Origin of the sequence: Bilifractor sp. LCP21S3_F8 (genome assembly GCF_052117805.1) — a bacterium.
Lineage (GTDB): Bacteria > Bacillota > Clostridia > Lachnospirales > Lachnospiraceae > Bilifractor.
This window is the reverse complement of record NZ_JBQKIK010000007.1, coordinates 16,302-34,543: the sequence shown is the minus strand read 5'-3', so window position 1 is coordinate 34,543 and position 18,242 is coordinate 16,302. Positions and strand designations below refer to the sequence as shown.

Sequence of the window (18,242 nt, the reverse complement as noted above, 5' to 3'; positions counted from 1 at the left end):
GCGCACTCCCGCAATCGGGGCTCTACATACTGTATTAATGAAAGGAACTGTAGTTTACCCATGAGCAATACTGCTGAAAAAAAACGAACAAGTCCGCTTCTCCTGCTGATTGCGGGCGCAATCCTTGTGATTTTCGATCAGTTTACAAAGTACCTCGCCGTCAGCCATCTCGCCGGAAGAGAGGCACGTGTTCTGATTCCCGGTATTCTTGAACTCCGCTACCTTGAGAATAACGGAGCAGCCTTCAGCATGCTTCAGAATCAGCAGTGGTTCTTCTATATTCTGACCGCAGTCTTTCTGATTTTCGCCATCTGGCTGATGAGGAAGATCCCACAGAATACATCTGCATTCAATCCTCTTCTGTGGAGCCTTGCCATTCTCTGCGCAGGGGCGGTCGGCAATCTGATCGACCGGATCATGCACCGATATGTGGTCGACTTTATTTATTTCTCCGTCATTAATTTTCCGATCTTTAATGTTGCGGATATCTACGTCACCATATCTGTGATTCTGTTGATTATTCTGGTTCTGTTTCACTATAAGGACACGGATCTGCAGAAGATCTTCGGGCGAAAGAACAACGCGGATCAAAAAGAGGACGCACAATGAAAGAAATCTCGTTTGCCGTCGAGCCGGAAGACCAGGATAAAAGAATTGATATCTATCTGACCGAACAGCTTGAAACCATGTCACGCTCCCATATTCAGAAGCTTCTGAAGAATGAGAGCGTTTTTGTCGCGGACCGGACGGTCAGAGCCAATTATAAAATCCAGGCCGGAGACCGGATTCACCTGACAATTCCCGACAATCAGGAGCCGCCTGTTCTGCCCGAGAACATCCCTCTCGACATTCTCTATGAGGATGATTGTCTCCTCGTCGTCAATAAGCCGAAGAATATGGTCGTTCATCCCGCCGCGGGGCATTATGAGCACACTCTGGTAAATGCTCTGCTGTATCACTGCGGAGACAGTCTGTCCGGGATCAACGGTGTCCTCCGGCCGGGCATCGTTCACCGGATCGACAAAGATACGACCGGAGCGCTTGTCGTCTGCAAAAATGATATTGCTCATCAAAGTCTTGCCGCTCAGCTTGCCGTACACAGCATCACCCGCAGATACCGCGCGATCGTTCACGGAAACCTGACGGAAGACGAAATTACAATCGAGGGCAATATCGGACGCCATCCGGTTGACCGCAAGAAGATGGCAGTCGTTCCGGACGGCAGGGGCAAGCCTGCCGTTACCCATGTCCGCGTGCTTCAGCGGCTGAACGGCTACACTTACATTGAATGCCGCCTGGAAACCGGGAGAACCCATCAGATCCGCGTACATATGGCACATATTGGTCACCCGCTCCTGGGCGATGAGCTCTACGGGCCAAAGAAATGCCCGGTGAAGGGACTGCAGGGCCAGACGCTTCATGCCATGATTCTCGGTTTTCAGCATCCGGTCACCGGTGAATATATGGAATTCACCGCGCCGCTGCCGGATTATTTCAATAAGCTCCTGATAAAACTGGCCTGAATTTTGTCCTCCGCTTTTATTCTGATTATATTTGTGCAAACTGACAGTTATTTTGTGAAAGTATACAAAAACATATCCTTTTCGCATAAATTTGTGTGTGATTTTTTGAGGGATCATGTTATAATGAGCTTAGAAAATTTCTTGCTACAGCACGATGCAGGAAGGAGGACTTGTTATGAAGACCATCATTACAATCGGACGTGAATTTGGAAGCGGCGGACATCTGATCGGCAAATTGCTTGCAGAAGATCTGAAGATCCCGTTTTACGACAAGGAGCTTCTCGACCAGGCCGCCAAGCACAGCGGACTCGCCAAGGAAATTTTTGAAAATCAGGATGAGAAACCGACCAGCAGTTTTCTGTATTCTCTGGTAATGGATACCTATTCCTTCGGTTACACATCGAATGTCATGAACGATATGCCATTGAATCAGAAGGTATTCCTGGCACAGTTTGACACCGTAAAGAAGCTTGCACAGCAGGGACCGTGTGTTATCATCGGAAGGTGCGCGGATTACGCGCTCGAGGATAACCCGAATCTTCTGAGCGTATTCATTCACGCGGATCTCGATGTCCGGGTGAGAAGGATTTCCAATCTGTATGATCTGACGGACAATAAGGCCAGAGACCGGATCCGGAAGAACGACAAGAGCCGTTCCAGCTACTACAACTACTATACCAGCAAGGAATGGGGATCTGTAGACAGCTACCATCTCTGTCTGGACAGTTCGAAGTTCGGAATCGACGGCTGCGTGGAGATTATCAAGAACGCGATTGCTCACAAGGAGAGCGGATATCACCACGGCATTACCGATAAGAACTGATTTCGGCAAATACGGGGCTGCCGCGCGAAAGTGTGCGGCAGCCCCGTTCGGCGTTTCGATTGTTCTTTGTATTGTTTTTTTGTTGCTTTTTTTGCGTTCCTGTTTCTTTTTTCGGTTATCTCTTTTTCTGCGGCTGATCTTCTCTCGGGATACCGGAGTATCCGTCGTACGGACGGTCGGAGAAACGGTACATGGAAGAACGGAGCTCATTGGTCTGATCGTAACGCTTGCCGCCCCAGTACGGTCTTCCGTTCATCTCGGTCTTCGGTCCGAAATGAACATCCTTCATGATATATTTCAGGAACTCTTCAAAGCCGGTGCGGTCAACAATGTAGCCGATATGCTCCTTGTTCTCAACCGCTCCTCTGTCCTGATAAGCATCCAGATAATCATAGGTGTTCTTGATAATCTTGAGAATGCTTTCCTCATCCGCCCATTTCAGAAAATCAACACCAAGCCGCGGGTTCTTCTTGCCGGTGCGTCCGAGAAGCGACACGCGGAAATAATGCTCTTTGCTTCGCGTCCACGCGCGGGTAGGGCAGTAGATGACACAGACACCGCACCCGATGCATTTGTCTGTATCACGGACAATCTTTCCGTTTACGACAGAGAGCGCACCTACGCTTCGTCTGCTGCAGTACTTCACACACTGTTCACAGCCGATACAGCGGTCAGGGTTGTACTGAGGCTCTGTCTGCCCGATAATACCGAAATCATTCAGTCTGACATGCGCACAGTCATTAGAGCAGCCGGTGCAGGCAATCTTCACGTGATGATCGTTCGGATAGATCAGCTTGTCGATTTTTGCTGCAAGTTCCTTGGTGTCATAGCATCCGAATGGGCACAGAGATTTGCCCGGGCACGCGACAACATTTCTGGTTCCGGAGGAGGGATAGCCCTCGCCCGGCTTGTTCGGCGCCTGTGTCACTCCGCTCGCGTCGATGATAGACTGCAGTGCCTTATTCACCTCTTCGACATCTTCAATCGGGATTCCCGGAATCTCGAAGCCCTGACGGTTTGTCAGATTTACTTCTCCGGTGCCGTATTTTACCGCGATCTCCACAACCTTCGCGAGAGAGGCCGCATCGATTCTTCCTCCCGGCACACGCACACGGGAAGCGACTTCTCCTCTGACCTTCGACTGACGGAAGTTGTTCTTTTTTAATTTCTTTACATTACAATCGTAACCCATAGATATCTCCCTCCTCAGTCAAGCATATTCTTGCTCTCGGTATAGTTGAAAACCGGACCGTCCAGGCAGACGTACTTCTCGCCGATTCTGCAGTGGCCGCACTTTCCGAGGCCGCAGCACATCTTTCTTTCCTGAGACACCCAGATGTTCTCCTCACGGAAACCCTTCTCGAGAAGCCCCATGACGGAGAAGCGCATCATCGGCGGCGGACCGACCACGATCGCCGCGGCCTTCTCCACATCGCGGATTTTCACATCAGGGATATATTTGGTCACAAGACCGATCTTTCCGTCATATCCCTCGGGCGCTCCGTCAACGGTGAGCCAGAGATCCAGACGCTCATCCCATATCTTCAGGTCATCCCGGAACAGCATGTCGTCCGGGCTCTTGAAGCCAACGATGACGTGCTTGTCCGCAGCATCCGGTTCGTCCGCGAATGCGCTCACAACACCGCGAACCGGTGATACACCGGTGCCTCCGGCAATCACCAGAACTTCTCTGTTCCGATAGAGATCCATGTCAAAACCATTTCCGTACGGACCACGAAGCAGGAGAGTCTGTCCTTTATATTTCTCAAAGACTTCATCTGTGACTCTGCCGACCTTGCGGAGCGTCAGATCGATATAATCCTTACCAATGCCGCTGACAGAAATCGGTGCCTCTCCGAACTTCGGAACAGATACCTCAAAAAACTGACCGGGCTTTACCTCTCCCGAATAGCTGAGACGGAAGGTATATTCCTTCTTTGTGTGCCGAATTACATCCAGAATTTCAGACGTGAAGGGAATGTATGGATTTTTTTCATTTGCTGCCATTTGCACCTGCCTCCTTTCCCGCTGCATCCGCAGATTCCGCAGCGAGTTCATTCACTCTCTGATTCACCTTATTGATGATTTTGGAGAAGGAGATGTACTCCGGACAAACAGCATCACAGCGGCCGCAGCCGACGCACATATCATAGCCGAAGCGTTTCCGGAAGTCATAGATTTTGTGAAGCACCTTAAACCGCATCCGTTCTCCCTGCGTTCTTCTGTACTGACCGCCGCCGGCTACGTTCGTATAGCCGTCGATCATGCAGGACGCATTTACACGGCGTCTCTCGCCAACCTTCCCGTTGTCGGTATAGTAGATGTCCTGCATGGTGAAGCAGGTGCATGTAGGACATACAAGGGTACAACGGCCGCAGCCGATACACCTCGCCGTGTATTCATCCCAGATCGGATCCTTGTAGATACTGTTCGGAATTTCATCGGGGATTTCCACCCTGGTCCGGTTCTCAACGGGATAGGAGGGCGTTATCTCGGCCTTCACACCGCCAGCCTCTTCAAAAACAGCCTTCAGGGAAGTGTCCGGTACATCACAGCAGAATCCATCCGGCGTCTGCTCTACGGAGAACAGATATCCCTCTGTCACCCGGTTTGTTCCCATGCTGACCGAAAATCCATCCGGATCATCCGCCTCATCACCGGCGATCAGCGCAAACTTTACATGATCGCGGATGTTCTCATAGAAATAATCCTTCGGTCCATTGCCAAGATAGATCTGATCCAGTCGTTTTACCGCGTGAATATCATAGCTGCGAAGAAAAACAATCACATCCCGGGTGTCACGATCCGCTTCCTTCACAACATTCTCCGTGAAGAAGAAGAGCGTCTCAGACAGCGGCGTCAGGATCTCCTTGAAAGAGTAGTCCGACTTCTTCTGAAGCTCGATTTCCGACGCATCCGTAATAAACTCATAGCGGATGACATCCGTATCCGTGAATCTTCCCTCCCCGACCTTACGGACAGGCGCAAAGATTCGATAATTTTTGCCGAGATTCTTCACCACCCGAGAGAATCCGGCTCCATCTAGCGTGTATCCCATGTAAATACCTCCTCGTATATATACAGGACATCTACTTTCACACTGTTAAATATAACAAATACTATGAAAAAAGAATACCGATTTCATTATAGTTAAAAATTTAACAATGCGTATCTGACTCATCGTTCCAATTATATCACTCCCGCAGATTCATCTGGTTGCACACGCAACGTTAATGATCAATTCTTTGTAAACGCAGACCGGTTGCGAAAAAAATGATCAATTCTTTGTAAACGCAGACCGGTTGCGAAAAGAGAGCCTGCGTCCTATAATTTTGCTTAAGGTTACGTCTGGCCTGATCCGCCGGACAGTCAATGGATACGGAGGAACAGCATGCGGTTAAAAGAAGAAGAAATCGCAGAGATATGCGAGGCAGAGATACCTCTTTTCGCGGGACTCGATTCCGGGAAGATCGGAGCGCTGGCCGGTCATCTGGACAGTCATATTTCCGGTTTTAAAAAGGGATCGCATATAATTATGGAAGAGGAAAATGTGAAGTTTATCGGCATTGTTTTGTCCGGAAGGGTGGATATGATCCGGGAGGATGTCCGGGGAAATAAAATTTTCATCATCTATATGAGAAAAGGGGAACTTTTCGGAGAAACCTTCAACATCATGAAGCAGACTGCCTCGAGGGTCACCTTCTGTGCGGCGGAAGATACCCGTGTGATTTTCCTGTCCCTGAACCGCATCCTTCATCCCTGCAGCAATCAGTGCGTCTTTCATGTGAACCTTGCGGACAATCTGTATGATCTTCTCGGGCAGAAAAATATGCAGCTGATAGAAAAAATAGAGATCGTATCCAAGCCGGACCTGAGGAGCAAGATCCTAAGCTATCTGTCGCTGCAGGCAGAAAAGCAGAACACTCGCTACATCGAAATCCCGCTGAACCGCGAGGAAATGGCGGAGTATCTGTGCGCGAACCGAAGTTCACTCAGCCGTGAACTTGCTTTGCTGAAGCAGGACGGTATTCTTGATTATCACAAGAATACCTTTGTTCTGCTCCGCAATCCGCTTCACGCATTTCCCGCACAATATCAATGAAAGCCTTTCACAAGAAAATTGTGCGCAGCTGCAGACATTCTGTTATAATAGTAATTCAATCGGATTTCTGATCCGATAAATTCACAGAATAATCATATTTATTCTATATTATATACACCATCATTCAAATATACACCGGGAGTGGAGAACAATCATGGAAAAAATAAAAGTCGGCATGCTTGGAATCGGCAACATCGGCAAGGGAACCTACAAGGCACTTGCCATGAATCAGAAGAAGATCGCGGATACAACCGGACTGGATATTGAAATCGTGAAGATTCTGAACCGTCACCCTGAAAAGGACCGCGGAATCGACATTCCCCGCGAGAAATATACAACGGATGTAGATGACATCCTGAACGATCCGGAGATCAGCATCGTCGTGGAACTGATCGGAGGCATTGAGCCTGCCACGACGTTTATGGCACGGGCGCTCGAGAACGGCAAGAGTGTTGTCACGGCAAACAAGGCAGCGATTGCCGCAAACGGCCGCATGCTTGCGCAGCTCGCACAGGAACACCATGTGCTGCTCCGTTTCGAGGCGGCTGTGGCAGGCGGAATTCCGATCCTGACCTCCCTGACGACTGCCCTTTTGTCTAACGAATTCAGCTCCGTTCACGGCATCCTGAATGGAACGACAAACTATATCCTGACGCAGATGGAAGAAAATGGCAAGGATTACGCCGATATCCTCCGGGACGCACAGGCAAAGGGATTCGCGGAGGCGGACCCGACCGCTGATGTGGAGGGAATCGATGCGGCGAATAAACTCTCGATTCTGATATCTCTGGTATTCGGTCTGGGTGTAGGACCGGATCAGATTCCTACACAGGGCATCACCCACGTTGGATCGGATGACATCGCCTTTGCAAAGGAATCCGGATATAAGATCAAGCTGCTTGCGAGTGCCCGTGAGGAGAACGGAGAGGTTTCTGCCAGCGTGGAGCCGTCACTCGTTCCGGTCAGCCATCCTCTGGCGAATGTCCGCAATGAGTTCAATGCCGTGTTTATCACTGGCAACGCAGTTGACAATCTGATGTTCTATGGCAGAGGGGCCGGTCCGCTTCCGACCGGAAGCGCTGTCATGGGCGATGTAATCGGCGTGGCGCGCAAGTGGGAGAAGGATTCCGCCTACGATATCGTTCCGCAGCTTCGCTACGACGCTGACCTGAAATTCATCGGTGAGGGCAGCAATAAATACTATGTGCGGATGATGGCTGAGGATATCCCCGGCGTCATGGGCAGAATCACCACAATCCTGGGAGCGCACGGAATCAGCATCGAGACAGCCCTGCAGCGGCCCGGCAGAAATAACGGCGACACGCGCACCTCATCGGCTCCCATCGTCCCGCTGATCTTTATCTTTGCTAATGTGGAGAAGACAATCGTCAGCGACGCGCTCGATGATCTTCTGGAGAATCACTGCGTGAAATCTGTCGAGACCGTGATGCGTGTAGAAGAATAGTCTTCCGGATTATTGCACGAAGAAGAATAGTCTTCCAGATTATTTTTGCACACAGAAGAATAGTCTTCAGAATTGTTTTTGCACGAAGAAGAATAGTCCTCTGAATTTTTTACGATTATTTGTATCCGAACAGTAAATTGTAAAAAGGATATCCGCTATGTTTGAAGATGATTATGTAACCCGGCAGAACCGGGAAATCCTGAATACACTGCGAAAAATTGTGTTTGGCGAGGCCGACAGGCCTCCGTATAACACTGCAGCCCGAGAGAACGGAAGAGAGGCGCAGAATATCAACGAACAGATGGACGACACCTCCGAAGCTCTCTTTGAACTACAGTCTATGGTAGATGACGGAGACATCAATGACGCCGAAAACAAGGTCTATGACCTGATCGAAACCGGTGACCGGGGGAATATGCGCACGGCGCTATATTTCTACGCGTACCTGAATGACAAATCCGACGATTTTCTGGAAGAACACCAGTACAGCCGTCAGGAAGTCACCGATGGCATCCGGAATGTATGCGAAACCTACGGACTCGGCAGCCTGGTACAGGTATTCTGAGTATTCTGACCTGAAGACGGTTACAAGGTGGAATTTATTATTTAGGGGTGAGTTTATTATTTTGGGGAGGAGACTTTGAAATGGCACTCTGTGTATCGATCCTTTCACTGGCGTGCTTTTGTATACTGAGTGTTTTGGAGCTTCGATTCCACCAGACGGAAAAGGAGCGTTTCTTCAAACCGCTGCTGATGCCGGTGCTGATTGTATTTTATCTGTCATCCGTCTCCGCGTCGGGAAGGGAAATCCGGTATCTTCTGATTCCGGCTTTGATCGGAGGATTTCTTGGAGATACATTTCTTCTCCGGGAGGAGTACTTTATTCCGGGTCTGCTGTCCTTTCTGGCAGGCCATGTCTTCTATCTCATTGATTTCTGGAGAAACATCAAGGTATCCTGGCTGCGGCCCATTCCGGTCATTGTCATCTTCATGATCTATTTTCTCTATATGATCCTTGTCGTTCAGAAACTTTTTCCCGGCATGGACCCTAGGGCAAAGGTGCCGGTAAGCCTCTACATCAGTGTTATTCTGGCCATGAGTTTCAGCTCTTATCTGATGTATATGACGGGTAAAACCACTGGAAGAATGATTACCTGGGCCGGAACCATGCTCTTTATCGTGTCCGACACCATCCTTTCCTTCCAGGTATTTCACAGGAAGCGCGGCACATGGGTTATGCCGACATACCTTGCCGCGCAGTTCCTGATCGTACTGGGTGCACTTATGTAGAATGTGCTGCAGTTAGAAAATACATTGCGCAAAATCTGACATAAAATTATCTTTTCTTGTAATGTTTTTTTTACTATATACGGGTATAATCCTGTTTTGAAACCAGGAATACCGTCCGGCAGTGTTTTATGATCGCCGGACAAATCAACAGGGTACAACTAACCAACATGCCTCGGAGCGGGGTACACAAACTGTATAAATTCAACAGGAGCGTGATATTTTTTGAATAAAACTTCAAGTACCAGACACAGACAGGAAACCAGGAAACTTTCCGTCAGCACAATTGTACTGATCGTGATGCTGGCGGTTATCATTATCGGCATCATATCGGTATTCGCGATTTATCAGCACGCAAAGCATACGGACACTTTCATGAAGAACACCACCTTCAACGGTGCTGATATCTCCGGGATGACGCCGTCACAGGTTGCTGATCAGATCATTCAGAACAGTCAGCCGGTGACGATTGATATTACCGAAAACGACCAGACGGTGCTTACCGGAGATCTGTCTGACTACGGTTACAGTCTGGATAAAAACTCAATGACAGCCTCTCTTGAAAAAGCAAGAGAAGCACAGACAGAGAGCATCAGCGCCTATCTGCAGAACACAACCGGAGGAGATAACATCTCCGCAGACAACGTATATTCGTTCGATGAGTCCACTTTTGACTCTTTTGTACAGAGCTCAAAGTTCAGTGTCGCCCGTGTAAAATCAGTCGAGGCTGCGGTTAATCTGGATTCTTCGAGCAACACTTATGTTGTCACACAGCCGGTGCAGGGAAATGAAGTGGATGACACAAAACTCCAGAAGGCAGTCCGGGACGCAATTGAAAGCGCATCCGAAAACGGTACACTCACTGGCACTCTTAAGATCGCAATTCCCGAAGACTGTTACACTTCAAAGACAGTGAATATGGATACCACAGATCTGCAGAAGGAAGCTGATGACAAGAATAAGGAGCTGAAGCTTCAGGCTTACAAGGACATGGTGATCACCTACCAGTTCGGGGATCAGAGCGAGACGCTTACATACGATACCTTCAAGGACTGGCTCACCATTGCAGACGACGGAAGCTGCACCGTGGACAAGGACAAGGCCGCAGCGTGGGTGAGTGATCTTGCGAATAAATACAATACCCGTCATATTGAAAAAACTTTCAAGACCACGGGCGGTCTGACCATTGACTTCCCGGCCGGAAAGGTGGAATACGGGTACACTGTTGATGAGGATTCCGAAACCGCGGAACTGATCAAGGATCTTCAGGCAGGCCAGTCCGTCAGCCGTGAGCCGATATACGTTCAGACCAATGACTATGGAAACCCGTACTACTACAAGAGAAACGGAACGGATGATCTGGCCGGAACCTATGTTGAGGTCGACCTGACGAAGCAGCACCTCTGGTATTACAAGGATGGCTCCCTGCTTCTGGAGAGTGATCTTGTAAGCGGTGACCTTTCGAAAAACCAGGGCACCATGACCGGCATTTTCCCTGTCGCATACAAGGAAAGTCCTTCCACTCTGGTGGGCGCGAACTACTCCACAAAGGTTCAGTACTGGATGCCATTCTATGAGGGTGAAGGCCTTCACGATGCGTGGTGGCGCACCGCATTCGGCGGTGAAATTTATAAGACCAACGGATCAAACGGATGTCTGAATCTTCCGTCGAATGTAGCACAGTCCATCTATGAAAACATCGACGCGGGTGTCCCGATCGTGATCTATTATGAACCAGGCACCGAACCGGCTGATTCAACCTATGCGTCAGATTCTACGACAATGGCGGACAACGCAGCCGCAGCCGGCTGATAGGAATCACTGTTCATCCTTTTTGTAATTCAACAGTGAATAAAGATTTGCTTTTTCTTTTCAAAATTATTAAAAAGAGATCCTAAATTTCTTCATTTCGTGATACAATCAATTACATAACAGCATGAAAAGCGTACGGTCCGATAACTTCTATCAGGCCGTACCTTTTTACTGTATAAGTCCAGTCGCAATGTTCTTGGCCCACGGGGAGCTTGCTCACCAGTGGGCAAGAACATTAGCGACGACAACAGGTATGAGCATGGAGCGGTGCGAAGCAACGCGGGAATGCGAATACCTGTTAGAGGCACGGAAGCTGCGAAGCAGCGAAGTGACGCGGGGACTTATACAGTTTGTGGCAACATGTATGAGCATGGAGCGGTGTGAAACACCGCGAGAATGCGAATACATGTGGCAGCTGCGAGAGTTGCGAAGCAACGGAGCAGCTGGCTTTATACAGTGTGTGGCAACATGTATGAGCACGAAGTGACGCGAAAGCCTACACTGTTTGCTAAAAATTTATTTATATCATGGGGAGGTAATACCTTGAAACACAAGCACCTGAAGCTCGCAGCGAGTATTCTGATGAGTATCAGCATCGCACTGTCAGCTGTTCCGACATCCGCCGCTGACAGCACCGCTGTTTCATCCTCGGCTGCGAACAGCTCGGATCAGTCATTTTCGAACGAAGCAAATGCCTCGGGAGGACAGGAGAGCACAGAAAACAGTGCGGATGATGCGGAAGCTGTAGGAAATGATATTCGGGACATCATTGCTCAGACGGCAGACCTGTCAGACGGAAACGCAGATCTGACATCCGCGGACGCTCTCAAGGAGCAGATTGAAGACACCATCGAGGGATTTGATTCTCTTTCCGGAGAAGAACAGCAGCTTCTCTCAGAGAGCCGTAAGGCACTGACCAATGCGGAGGCATCTGTAGACAGCATCAGTGATGCGCTGACGCAAGTTGAGAACACCGGAACGGTCACTGTACAGCAGGATGAGAATTATAACAGCTGGCGATATATCAACGGACAGCCCGTTGACGATGCCATTGACACGGTTGAAAATGAAACGGCCGCTGTTCAGGCGCTGAATGAAGGAGAATCGGATACGGTCGTTCAGGCGCTGAAAAACGGAGAGGCAAGTGTCGTTACCGGTGAGACAGAAGCATACCATTCCGACGATTCATCCGAAAGCGAAGCAGACGGGATCCTTCTTGCAGATAAAGGCAGCTTCGGTGTCGATGTCAGCACCTTCCAGGGATCCATTGACTGGGCAAAGGCCAAGGCAGACGGCGTCACCTTCGCGATTCTTCGTGTCGGATATGGAAGCGATATCTCCAGCCAGGATGACGATACATGGGAAACCAATGCCGATGCCTGTGAGAAGCTTGGAATTCCTTATGGCGCATACCTGTACTCCTATGCCAGCACAACAGAGATGGTAAACAGCGAGATTTCGCATACACTGCGGCTTCTGGCAGGGCATCGTCTGAGTCTTCCTGTTTTCTATGATATGGAAGACGGTGTACAGGCTGCCCTCTCATCCTCAACTCTCTGCAGCTTTGCGAACCAATACTGCGCGGGCATCACAGCGGCAGGATATAAGGCAGGAATATATTCCTCCAAGAACTGGTGGGAAGGGAAGCTCTCCGGCATTGCGCAGGACACCACCTATTATCACTGGGTTGCCCAGTGGAACAGTGTATGTGACACAAATGCCGCCTATCAGTTCTGGCAGAATTCGAGCAAAGGAAGTGTAGACGGTATCTCGGGAAACGTGGACACCGATTACTCCTATGTTGACACGAACTCCCAGAGCCCGACAATTGTCGCCAACCCCGGCGTGCTTGACGAGGCAACCGGGACAAGGCTCCTTTATTCCACGTTCGGCAGTCAGAATGAATGGCTGACCGGTCAGAACGGCTCCACTGCCGGAACCACCTATGAAGACGGCAGCACTGACGTACTTCAGTTCCTGACAATCAATGAGACCATGGGTTCAAATCTATCGGTCAAATACCGCGTTTCATCCGCGAAAGTCGGCTGGGACACTGTGTGGCACAGTGAGAACACTTCACGGAACTGGCTCGGTACCCTGGGCAATATCGCCGGCACGGCCGGTCATCAGCTCGAAGCCGTTCAAATCGAGCTGACCGGGTCAGAGGCTTCCAACTATTCTATTTATTACTGCACAAATGTCTACGGTCTCGGATGGCTTGACTGGACCAGCGACGGGGCTACCTCAGGAACAACCGGACAGGGACGCGGCATCCTGGGAATCAAAATCGTCATCCTTCCGAAAGGATCTGACGCACCTGAAAACCTCGGCAGCGCCGGATATTCCGCAAGGGAAAATTCTGCGGCACCGGCTGCATCCGACGCCGTGTTCTCTGACGTACAGGATTCTTCTTCCTATTACTACACACCGGTATACTGGGCGCAGAAGAAGGGCATTGCAATGGGATTTTCCTCTGATACCTTTGGCACAAACACCATCTGCACCCGCGCACAGATTATCACTTTTATGTATCGACTGTTTGGAAACGGAGAGGTGCCATCACAGGCTTGTCCTTTCACCGATGTATCGAAGGACATCTATTATTACAATGCCGTGAACTGGGCATACAGCCATCATATTACAACCGGGACCACTGCTTCCACTTTCTCTCCGGACAAATCCTGTACGAGAGCTCAGATTGTGACTTTCCTGTACAATCACTTAGGAAAGGGGCAGACATACCAGACATCCGTTTTTCAGGATATCTCAAGGAACAGCTATTACTATAATGCGGTAAACTGGGCTGTATCCAGAGGTATCACATCGGGAACCACCAGCACCACCTTCTCCCCGGATAGAACCTGCTCCAGGGCAGAAGCGGTTACCTTCCTGTACTGGTCTGCAAAATCCTGATTCAACGGCGCTTTATTAAAAATTTATTTTTAATTGTTCAAAAAAGATATATAATAAGAAGTTAAAGACAAATCGTTAATGGTTCAGCATTTTACCGGAATCCGGAGGAAGGATAATCTTGCAGGAAGAAAATATTTCAAACATTGAAAAATATGGAAAACCGGTTCTCAACAGTCTGAAGTTCCGGGAAGCTCTGGAGCAGTGTCATCATCACAGCTCAACCGTAGGCATGCATTCTCTGAACGTCACCTTTGTTGCCCTCGGCATCGGGTACATGCTGGACAAGCTCCATATCCGCACGGACACGAGAGCACTGGTTGTCGGCTGTCTGTGCCATGATCTCGGCATCCTCGGCCGCGAACGCTTCACCTCAAGTTCATCTATGTGCAGACTTCATCCGATTGAATCCGCTGATCTTTCTGTTTTTTTTGCAGATCCGGAAGATAGGGACAAGGTCTATGATATCTGTATGCACCACATGTTTCCTCTGCTGGCTGCACCGCCAAGAACAAAGGAAGGATGGGTGATCACGGTTGCCGATAAGGTATCTGCCGTCGGTGAGAGGATGCTTCCCCCGGTCCGCAGGATGTGGGAGAAGCGAAATCTCAAGGTAATACCTGATCCTTTGATCTTGAACACTGCCGCATGAATGAACATGTCGGGATCGGATCAATACCTGATTCCTTCATTACGAACACTGCCACATGAAAAACTGCCGCTGGAATTCACATGGATTTCAGACGGCAGTTTTTCTTATTGTCATACTTTTTATAATAATCTGTAATTATCGGGTCAAACATTATTACAATAATGTTGCTTTTGTGTGTCAATATGGTGTATGATAGACAGGATGTAAAAATTATAAAAAAATGACAGGTTAATGGTATGAAGAATAAAGTACTGAGAACATTTTTGGTTGCCGGTCTGACTGCGGCGCTGACAATCACGGTCTCTGTTCCGGAAATGTCGGGTTATATTTTTCCCGGAACTGTGAATACGGTAGAAGCTGCAGAGAATTATACGATTGCAAATAACGGATTAGATGGAGTGACGATTGACATCAGCGGCTCACCCTATACAGACTTTGCGGGGATTCCGACGTGGGGCTCTTATGCTTATACCGGAGAGGGCTGTGCATGGTTTGCCTCTGCCCGTGTACGGGAGTTGACCGGACTCGGGAACACGATCTATGACGGAAACAGCTGGTACGACTGGGTATACGCCCAGTTCGGATTCACGAGAGGTACCGAACCAAAGGCATATTCTCTGGCATGTTATACCAACCACATCGCGGTTGTGGAAAAGGTGAATGGAGATACGCTGACCATCAGCGAGGGCGGGCGTTCCGACGTACCTGCAAATGCCGGACACTGTGGCATTTTTGAAGTATCGAGGGCTGAAGCAGAATCCTCCAGGGCAGGAGATTTTCTGGGCTATGTATATTTAGGCAGCAATTGTAAGGTCGCGGCATCTGCAATCTCCGTAAATGGCAATTCTTCCGTAGCAGCCGGAAGCAGCACACAAATGTCTGCTGTTGTAGCGCCCGAAGAGGCCACCGATAAGTCCGTGACTTGGTCCTCCTCAAATCCATCTGTCACCTCTATCGATGAAAATGGAATCATAACCGGCGTCTCACAGGGAACCGCCGTTATCCAGGCAACCGCAAACGATGGCAGCAATACCGTCGGCGAAAAGACCATTCAGGTGCTCTTTAACGATGTGACGGACCCGTCCTCAAACTATTATGACGCCGTGTACTGGGCGGTGAATAAGGGCATTACATCGGGAATCAGTCCTACATCCTTCGGGCCCGGAAAATACTGCACAAGAGGGCAGATCATCACCTTCCTGTATCGTGCCCTTGGAAACGGTGAAAATGCTCCGGACGCAGGATTTGCGGACAACAACCCGGGAGATTACTGGTATAAGGCAGTAAACTGGGCGGCCGCTCATGGCATTGCGGCCGGAACCGGCGCAAATACCTTCAGCCCAAACCGCAGCTGCACCAGAGGCGAGATCATCACTTTCCTGTACCGCGCCGCAGGCGGCGGAAGCAAAAATGTGGCCTGTAATTTCAGTGACGTGAAGAATGGAAGCTACTGTTACGATGCCGTCAACTGGGCAGTGGCGAATGGCATCACAAACGGCACAGCACCCGGCGCCTTCGGGACCGATAATTTCTGTACAAGGTCTCAGGCAGTTGTCTTTCTGTCAAGAATAATAAATAAGCCATAAGCCGTGATCAATATTCCGGTGCGGCGAAGCCGCCGGCACAGCCCAAAGGGATGTGCCGGCAATGCTCTCAATTGCGCTCTAATATCATTCAGGTTTTGGAGTCTTCCCTATATACGTCCTGAATAATCTCAACGGCCGTCTTCTTGTTCTCCGCGTTGTCGGTGATATAGTGGGCGGCCGTTACGCTGATATCCGAGTGATTCAGCGCCTGCTGCGTCAGCTTGATGTCGTGGGTGGCCTGATAGAGGTTGTCTCCGAAGGTTTTCCGAAGAGAATGGACATGAATATTCTTGTCCGGAACAACCGATTCCGTGTATTTCTTCACGATCCTCTGCACTGATCTCGGTGTAATTCTCCGCTTCTGATTGGAAAGAAAAAGCGCCGGATCGTCTGCATCCTCCGGACGCTCATAGCGTATATAATCATGCAGAGCACTTTCCGCATTCTCATTCAGGAAGACGATATCATCAATCCCTCCCTTGCGGTGGATCACAAGCTTATGTTCCTCCCACAGGATATCCGTAAGATCAATTCCCACACACTCCGAGAGACGGATCCCTGTGTTCAGCATGAGAGTGAAGAGGGCAGTGTCACGGTACTGATTTTCCCGGTTGCATTTCTTCTGGTGTTCCGATGACAGCGAGCTTCCGGTCGTCACCCCGGCCATCACCTGATTCACTTCCTCCGTACTCATAAACTGCAGATCCCGCCTGGGATCTTTTTTTTGTTTCAGCTCAATGCTGTACTCAGCGAGCGGATTGTGCGCAATAAAGCCGTATGATTTCAAAAATTTATAAAAGGAACGGAGCGCCGCAAGCTTTCTGGCCTTGCCTTCGGATTTTCCGGTGCGGAAGCTGCCGAAATAATCATCGAAATCAAAATTATTCAGCTGTCCGAGCGTATCCGCCGTAAGATCCATGAGATCAATACCTTGAGCATTCGCCGTAAACGTCAGGAACCCGCGAATGTCATACAGATAATTCAGAATCGTCCGCCGTGATTTGCTTCCCGCAGCAAGGTTGCTGATGTAGTTTTTTACATATTGCGGAAGCTCTGTCAATAGATCATTGATTTTCTCCATGGTGAGAATATCGACTTCTTCGTTGTATTTCATAAATGAAATCCTTTCGGCTTTGCGATGCGTAGCTGACTTCCTGAATACCAAATCACATCAGAATACCACGTCAGATAAGGCGAAAAATCTGGATAAAGATGAGAATGAGAGAAGACAGACAGGGATATAAAGTGTCGCAAAATAACAATTTTACGACACTTTATATCCCTTTTCCGGAAATTAATACTCCTAGGTGTCCTTATGAGCAATGATATGCCTCATCGAATGATCTGCGTTATCCAATGCTTATCTGCGGTTTCTTTTTCCCATTCTATTGCTTATCTGCGGTTTCTTTTTTCCCGTTCTATGCGGTCTCTTTCCTCTGCTGCAGCTGACCGGACATCTGCGGGTATTGCGTTTGATTTTACAATTCCAGGAAGAAGTTTTTCATAAGAAAGGTCGTTCCGGTCCTGCGCATGCAGCTCATAATCGCATCTGTAATAAGAATGTCCGGTATAAATATCCAGCCCGTCCTTATCCTTGTCCACACGAATAATTGCGGATGTTGTCACGGGTGTTCCGTCGTTTACGTCATACTTACGGTACACATATCCGCGCACCCAGAAAAATTTTCCATTGTAATGCAAAGACCAATCCTTCAGATCTGCCATATCTTATTTCCTCCGGCAAAAAATTCTTTTATTACAGCTTTAACGCAAACACATCATGCTGGCCGACCGGCATGAAGCCGCACATGTCAAATAATAGATGCAAAAGACGACCGGCATGAAGCCACACAAGTCAAATGATAGATGTAAAAGACGACAGGCACAAGGCCGCACATGTCAAATGATATGTGAAATATCCGATGTCATGATAGCTGCTGATATAGCTATCATTATACAGCCTTTTATCAGAGAAGCAACCGGTACCTGATTTATAATCGCGATGATACCGAACAAACGTACGATACCTTGTGCCAAATACTTATCAAATACTGTAAAAGTCACGGATTGCTCCGTGTTTCG

Annotated in this window: 18 protein-coding genes; 12 read left to right on the top strand and 6 right to left on the bottom strand. The window is 49.0% G+C overall.

Translation table 11 applies throughout. The annotated features are described in order from the left end of the window. Positions 1-60: 60 nt before the first annotated feature. From lspA to ACTQ3A_RS05085, 3 genes are all read left to right on the top strand, one after another. On the top strand, positions 61-609 hold the full coding sequence (lspA, locus tag ACTQ3A_RS05095) for a signal peptidase II (RefSeq protein ID WP_441494291.1): 549 nt from the start codon (positions 61-63) through the stop codon (positions 607-609). Beyond that, the gene (locus ACTQ3A_RS05090) at positions 606-1,523 is read left to right on the top strand and encodes an RluA family pseudouridine synthase (RefSeq protein ID WP_441100149.1); all 918 of its coding nucleotides are present in this window, start codon (positions 606-608) and stop codon (positions 1,521-1,523) included. The genes lspA and ACTQ3A_RS05090 overlap by 4 nt, the downstream gene beginning before the upstream one ends. A 175-nt stretch (positions 1,524-1,698) precedes the next feature. Further along, positions 1,699-2,346, top strand: a complete 648-nt coding sequence (locus ACTQ3A_RS05085; RefSeq protein WP_441486207.1) for an AAA family ATPase — start codon at positions 1,699-1,701, stop codon at positions 2,344-2,346. A gap of 115 nt (positions 2,347-2,461) precedes the next feature. On the opposite strand, the gene asrC is transcribed toward ACTQ3A_RS05085, so the two are convergent. Genes asrC through asrA form a run of 3 tightly spaced genes read right to left on the bottom strand, consistent with a single transcriptional unit; the run spans position 2,462 to position 5,404 of the window. After that, a complete protein-coding gene (gene asrC / locus ACTQ3A_RS05080; protein WP_441100151.1) occupies positions 2,462-3,538 on the bottom strand; it encodes a sulfite reductase subunit C in 1,077 nt (358 codons plus the stop codon). Positions 3,539-3,552: 14 nt separating this feature from the next. Next, a complete protein-coding gene (asrB, locus tag ACTQ3A_RS05075; protein ID WP_441100152.1) occupies positions 3,553-4,353 on the bottom strand; it encodes an anaerobic sulfite reductase subunit AsrB in 801 nt (266 codons plus the stop codon). Further along, the gene (asrA, locus tag ACTQ3A_RS05070; RefSeq protein ID WP_441100153.1) at positions 4,340-5,404 is read right to left on the bottom strand and encodes an anaerobic sulfite reductase subunit AsrA; all 1,065 of its coding nucleotides are present in this window, start codon (positions 5,402-5,404) and stop codon (positions 4,340-4,342) included. Before asrA ends, asrB begins: the two co-directional genes overlap by 14 nt. Before the next feature lie 333 nt (positions 5,405-5,737). Between asrA and ACTQ3A_RS05065 the strand changes: the two genes are divergently transcribed. The 9 genes from ACTQ3A_RS05065 (at position 5,738) to ACTQ3A_RS05025 (ending at position 16,160) form a co-directional block, all read left to right on the top strand. Next, complete coding sequence (locus ACTQ3A_RS05065; protein WP_441100154.1) at positions 5,738-6,448, top strand: Crp/Fnr family transcriptional regulator; 711 nt, start codon at positions 5,738-5,740, stop codon at positions 6,446-6,448. Between the two features lie 154 nt (positions 6,449-6,602). After that, entirely contained in the window at positions 6,603-7,913 is a 1,311-nt protein-coding gene (locus tag ACTQ3A_RS05060) for a homoserine dehydrogenase (protein WP_441494292.1), read from the top strand. Positions 7,914-8,070: 157 nt separating this feature from the next. After that, on the top strand, positions 8,071-8,478 hold the full coding sequence (locus tag ACTQ3A_RS05055; protein ID WP_441100156.1) for a DUF6483 family protein: 408 nt from the start codon (positions 8,071-8,073) through the stop codon (positions 8,476-8,478). An 80-nt stretch (positions 8,479-8,558) separates the two neighbouring features. Further along, a complete protein-coding gene (locus tag ACTQ3A_RS05050) occupies positions 8,559-9,203 on the top strand; it encodes a lysoplasmalogenase (protein ID WP_441100157.1) in 645 nt (214 codons plus the stop codon). A gap of 222 nt (positions 9,204-9,425) precedes the next feature. Further along, the gene (locus ACTQ3A_RS05045; RefSeq protein WP_441100158.1) at positions 9,426-11,012 is read left to right on the top strand and encodes a L,D-transpeptidase family protein; all 1,587 of its coding nucleotides are present in this window, start codon (positions 9,426-9,428) and stop codon (positions 11,010-11,012) included. Positions 11,013-11,234: 222 nt separating this feature from the next. Next, a complete protein-coding gene (locus ACTQ3A_RS05040) occupies positions 11,235-11,396 on the top strand; it encodes a hypothetical protein (RefSeq protein ID WP_441100159.1) in 162 nt (53 codons plus the stop codon). Between the two features lie 159 nt (positions 11,397-11,555). After that, complete coding sequence (locus tag ACTQ3A_RS05035; protein ID WP_441100160.1) at positions 11,556-13,925, top strand: S-layer homology domain-containing protein; 2,370 nt, start codon at positions 11,556-11,558, stop codon at positions 13,923-13,925. A gap of 118 nt (positions 13,926-14,043) precedes the next feature. Next, on the top strand, positions 14,044-14,574 hold the full coding sequence (locus ACTQ3A_RS05030) for an HD domain-containing protein (protein ID WP_441100161.1): 531 nt from the start codon (positions 14,044-14,046) through the stop codon (positions 14,572-14,574). Between the two features lie 236 nt (positions 14,575-14,810). After that, positions 14,811-16,160: an S-layer homology domain-containing protein gene (locus ACTQ3A_RS05025; protein ID WP_441494293.1), complete on the top strand. Its 1,350-nt coding sequence runs from the start codon at positions 14,811-14,813 to the stop codon at positions 16,158-16,160. Between the two features lie 88 nt (positions 16,161-16,248). Here ACTQ3A_RS05025 and ACTQ3A_RS05020 read toward each other — a convergent pair whose 3' ends face one another. The 3 genes from ACTQ3A_RS05020 to ACTQ3A_RS05010 form a co-directional block, all read right to left on the bottom strand. After that, entirely contained in the window at positions 16,249-17,274 is a 1,026-nt protein-coding gene (locus ACTQ3A_RS05020; protein ID WP_441100163.1) for a tyrosine-type recombinase/integrase, read from the bottom strand. Positions 17,275-17,552: 278 nt separating this feature from the next. Next, positions 17,553-17,885 carry a hypothetical protein gene (locus ACTQ3A_RS05015; RefSeq protein WP_441494294.1) on the bottom strand — a complete coding sequence of 111 codons (333 nt, stop codon included), beginning with the start codon at positions 17,883-17,885 and terminating at the stop codon, positions 17,553-17,555. A 174-nt stretch (positions 17,886-18,059) separates the two neighbouring features. Next, the gene (locus ACTQ3A_RS05010; RefSeq protein WP_441495256.1) at positions 18,060-18,224 is read right to left on the bottom strand and encodes a hypothetical protein; all 165 of its coding nucleotides are present in this window, start codon (positions 18,222-18,224) and stop codon (positions 18,060-18,062) included. Positions 18,225-18,242: the final 18 nt, after the last annotated feature.

Bases quoted from the DNA above. Each gene is read 5' to 3' on its own strand.
- ACTQ3A_RS05015 (WP_441494294.1), bottom strand. From the start codon at position 17,885: ATGGCAGATCTGAAGGATTGGTCTTTGCATTACAATGGAAAATTTTTC.
- asrB (WP_441100152.1), bottom strand. From the start codon at position 4,353: ATGGCAGCAAATGAAAAAAATCCATACATTCCCTTCACGTCTGAAATT.
- asrC (WP_441100151.1), bottom strand. From the start codon at position 3,538: ATGGGTTACGATTGTAATGTAAAGAAATTAAAAAAGAACAACTTCCGT.
- asrA (WP_441100153.1), bottom strand. From the start codon at position 5,404: ATGGGATACACGCTAGATGGAGCCGGATTCTCTCGGGTGGTGAAGAAT.
- ACTQ3A_RS05050 (WP_441100157.1), top strand. From the start codon at position 8,559: ATGGCACTCTGTGTATCGATCCTTTCACTGGCGTGCTTTTGTATACTG.
- lspA (WP_441494291.1), top strand. From the start codon at position 61: ATGAGCAATACTGCTGAAAAAAAACGAACAAGTCCGCTTCTCCTGCTG.
- ACTQ3A_RS05065 (WP_441100154.1), top strand. From the start codon at position 5,738: ATGCGGTTAAAAGAAGAAGAAATCGCAGAGATATGCGAGGCAGAGATA.
- ACTQ3A_RS05090 (WP_441100149.1), top strand. From the start codon at position 606: ATGAAAGAAATCTCGTTTGCCGTCGAGCCGGAAGACCAGGATAAAAGA.
- ACTQ3A_RS05060 (WP_441494292.1), top strand. From the start codon at position 6,603: ATGGAAAAAATAAAAGTCGGCATGCTTGGAATCGGCAACATCGGCAAG.
- ACTQ3A_RS05025 (WP_441494293.1), top strand. From the start codon at position 14,811: ATGAAGAATAAAGTACTGAGAACATTTTTGGTTGCCGGTCTGACTGCG.
- ACTQ3A_RS05055 (WP_441100156.1), top strand. From the start codon at position 8,071: ATGTTTGAAGATGATTATGTAACCCGGCAGAACCGGGAAATCCTGAAT.
- ACTQ3A_RS05020 (WP_441100163.1), bottom strand. From the start codon at position 17,274: ATGAAATACAACGAAGAAGTCGATATTCTCACCATGGAGAAAATCAAT.
- ACTQ3A_RS05085 (WP_441486207.1), top strand. From the start codon at position 1,699: ATGAAGACCATCATTACAATCGGACGTGAATTTGGAAGCGGCGGACAT.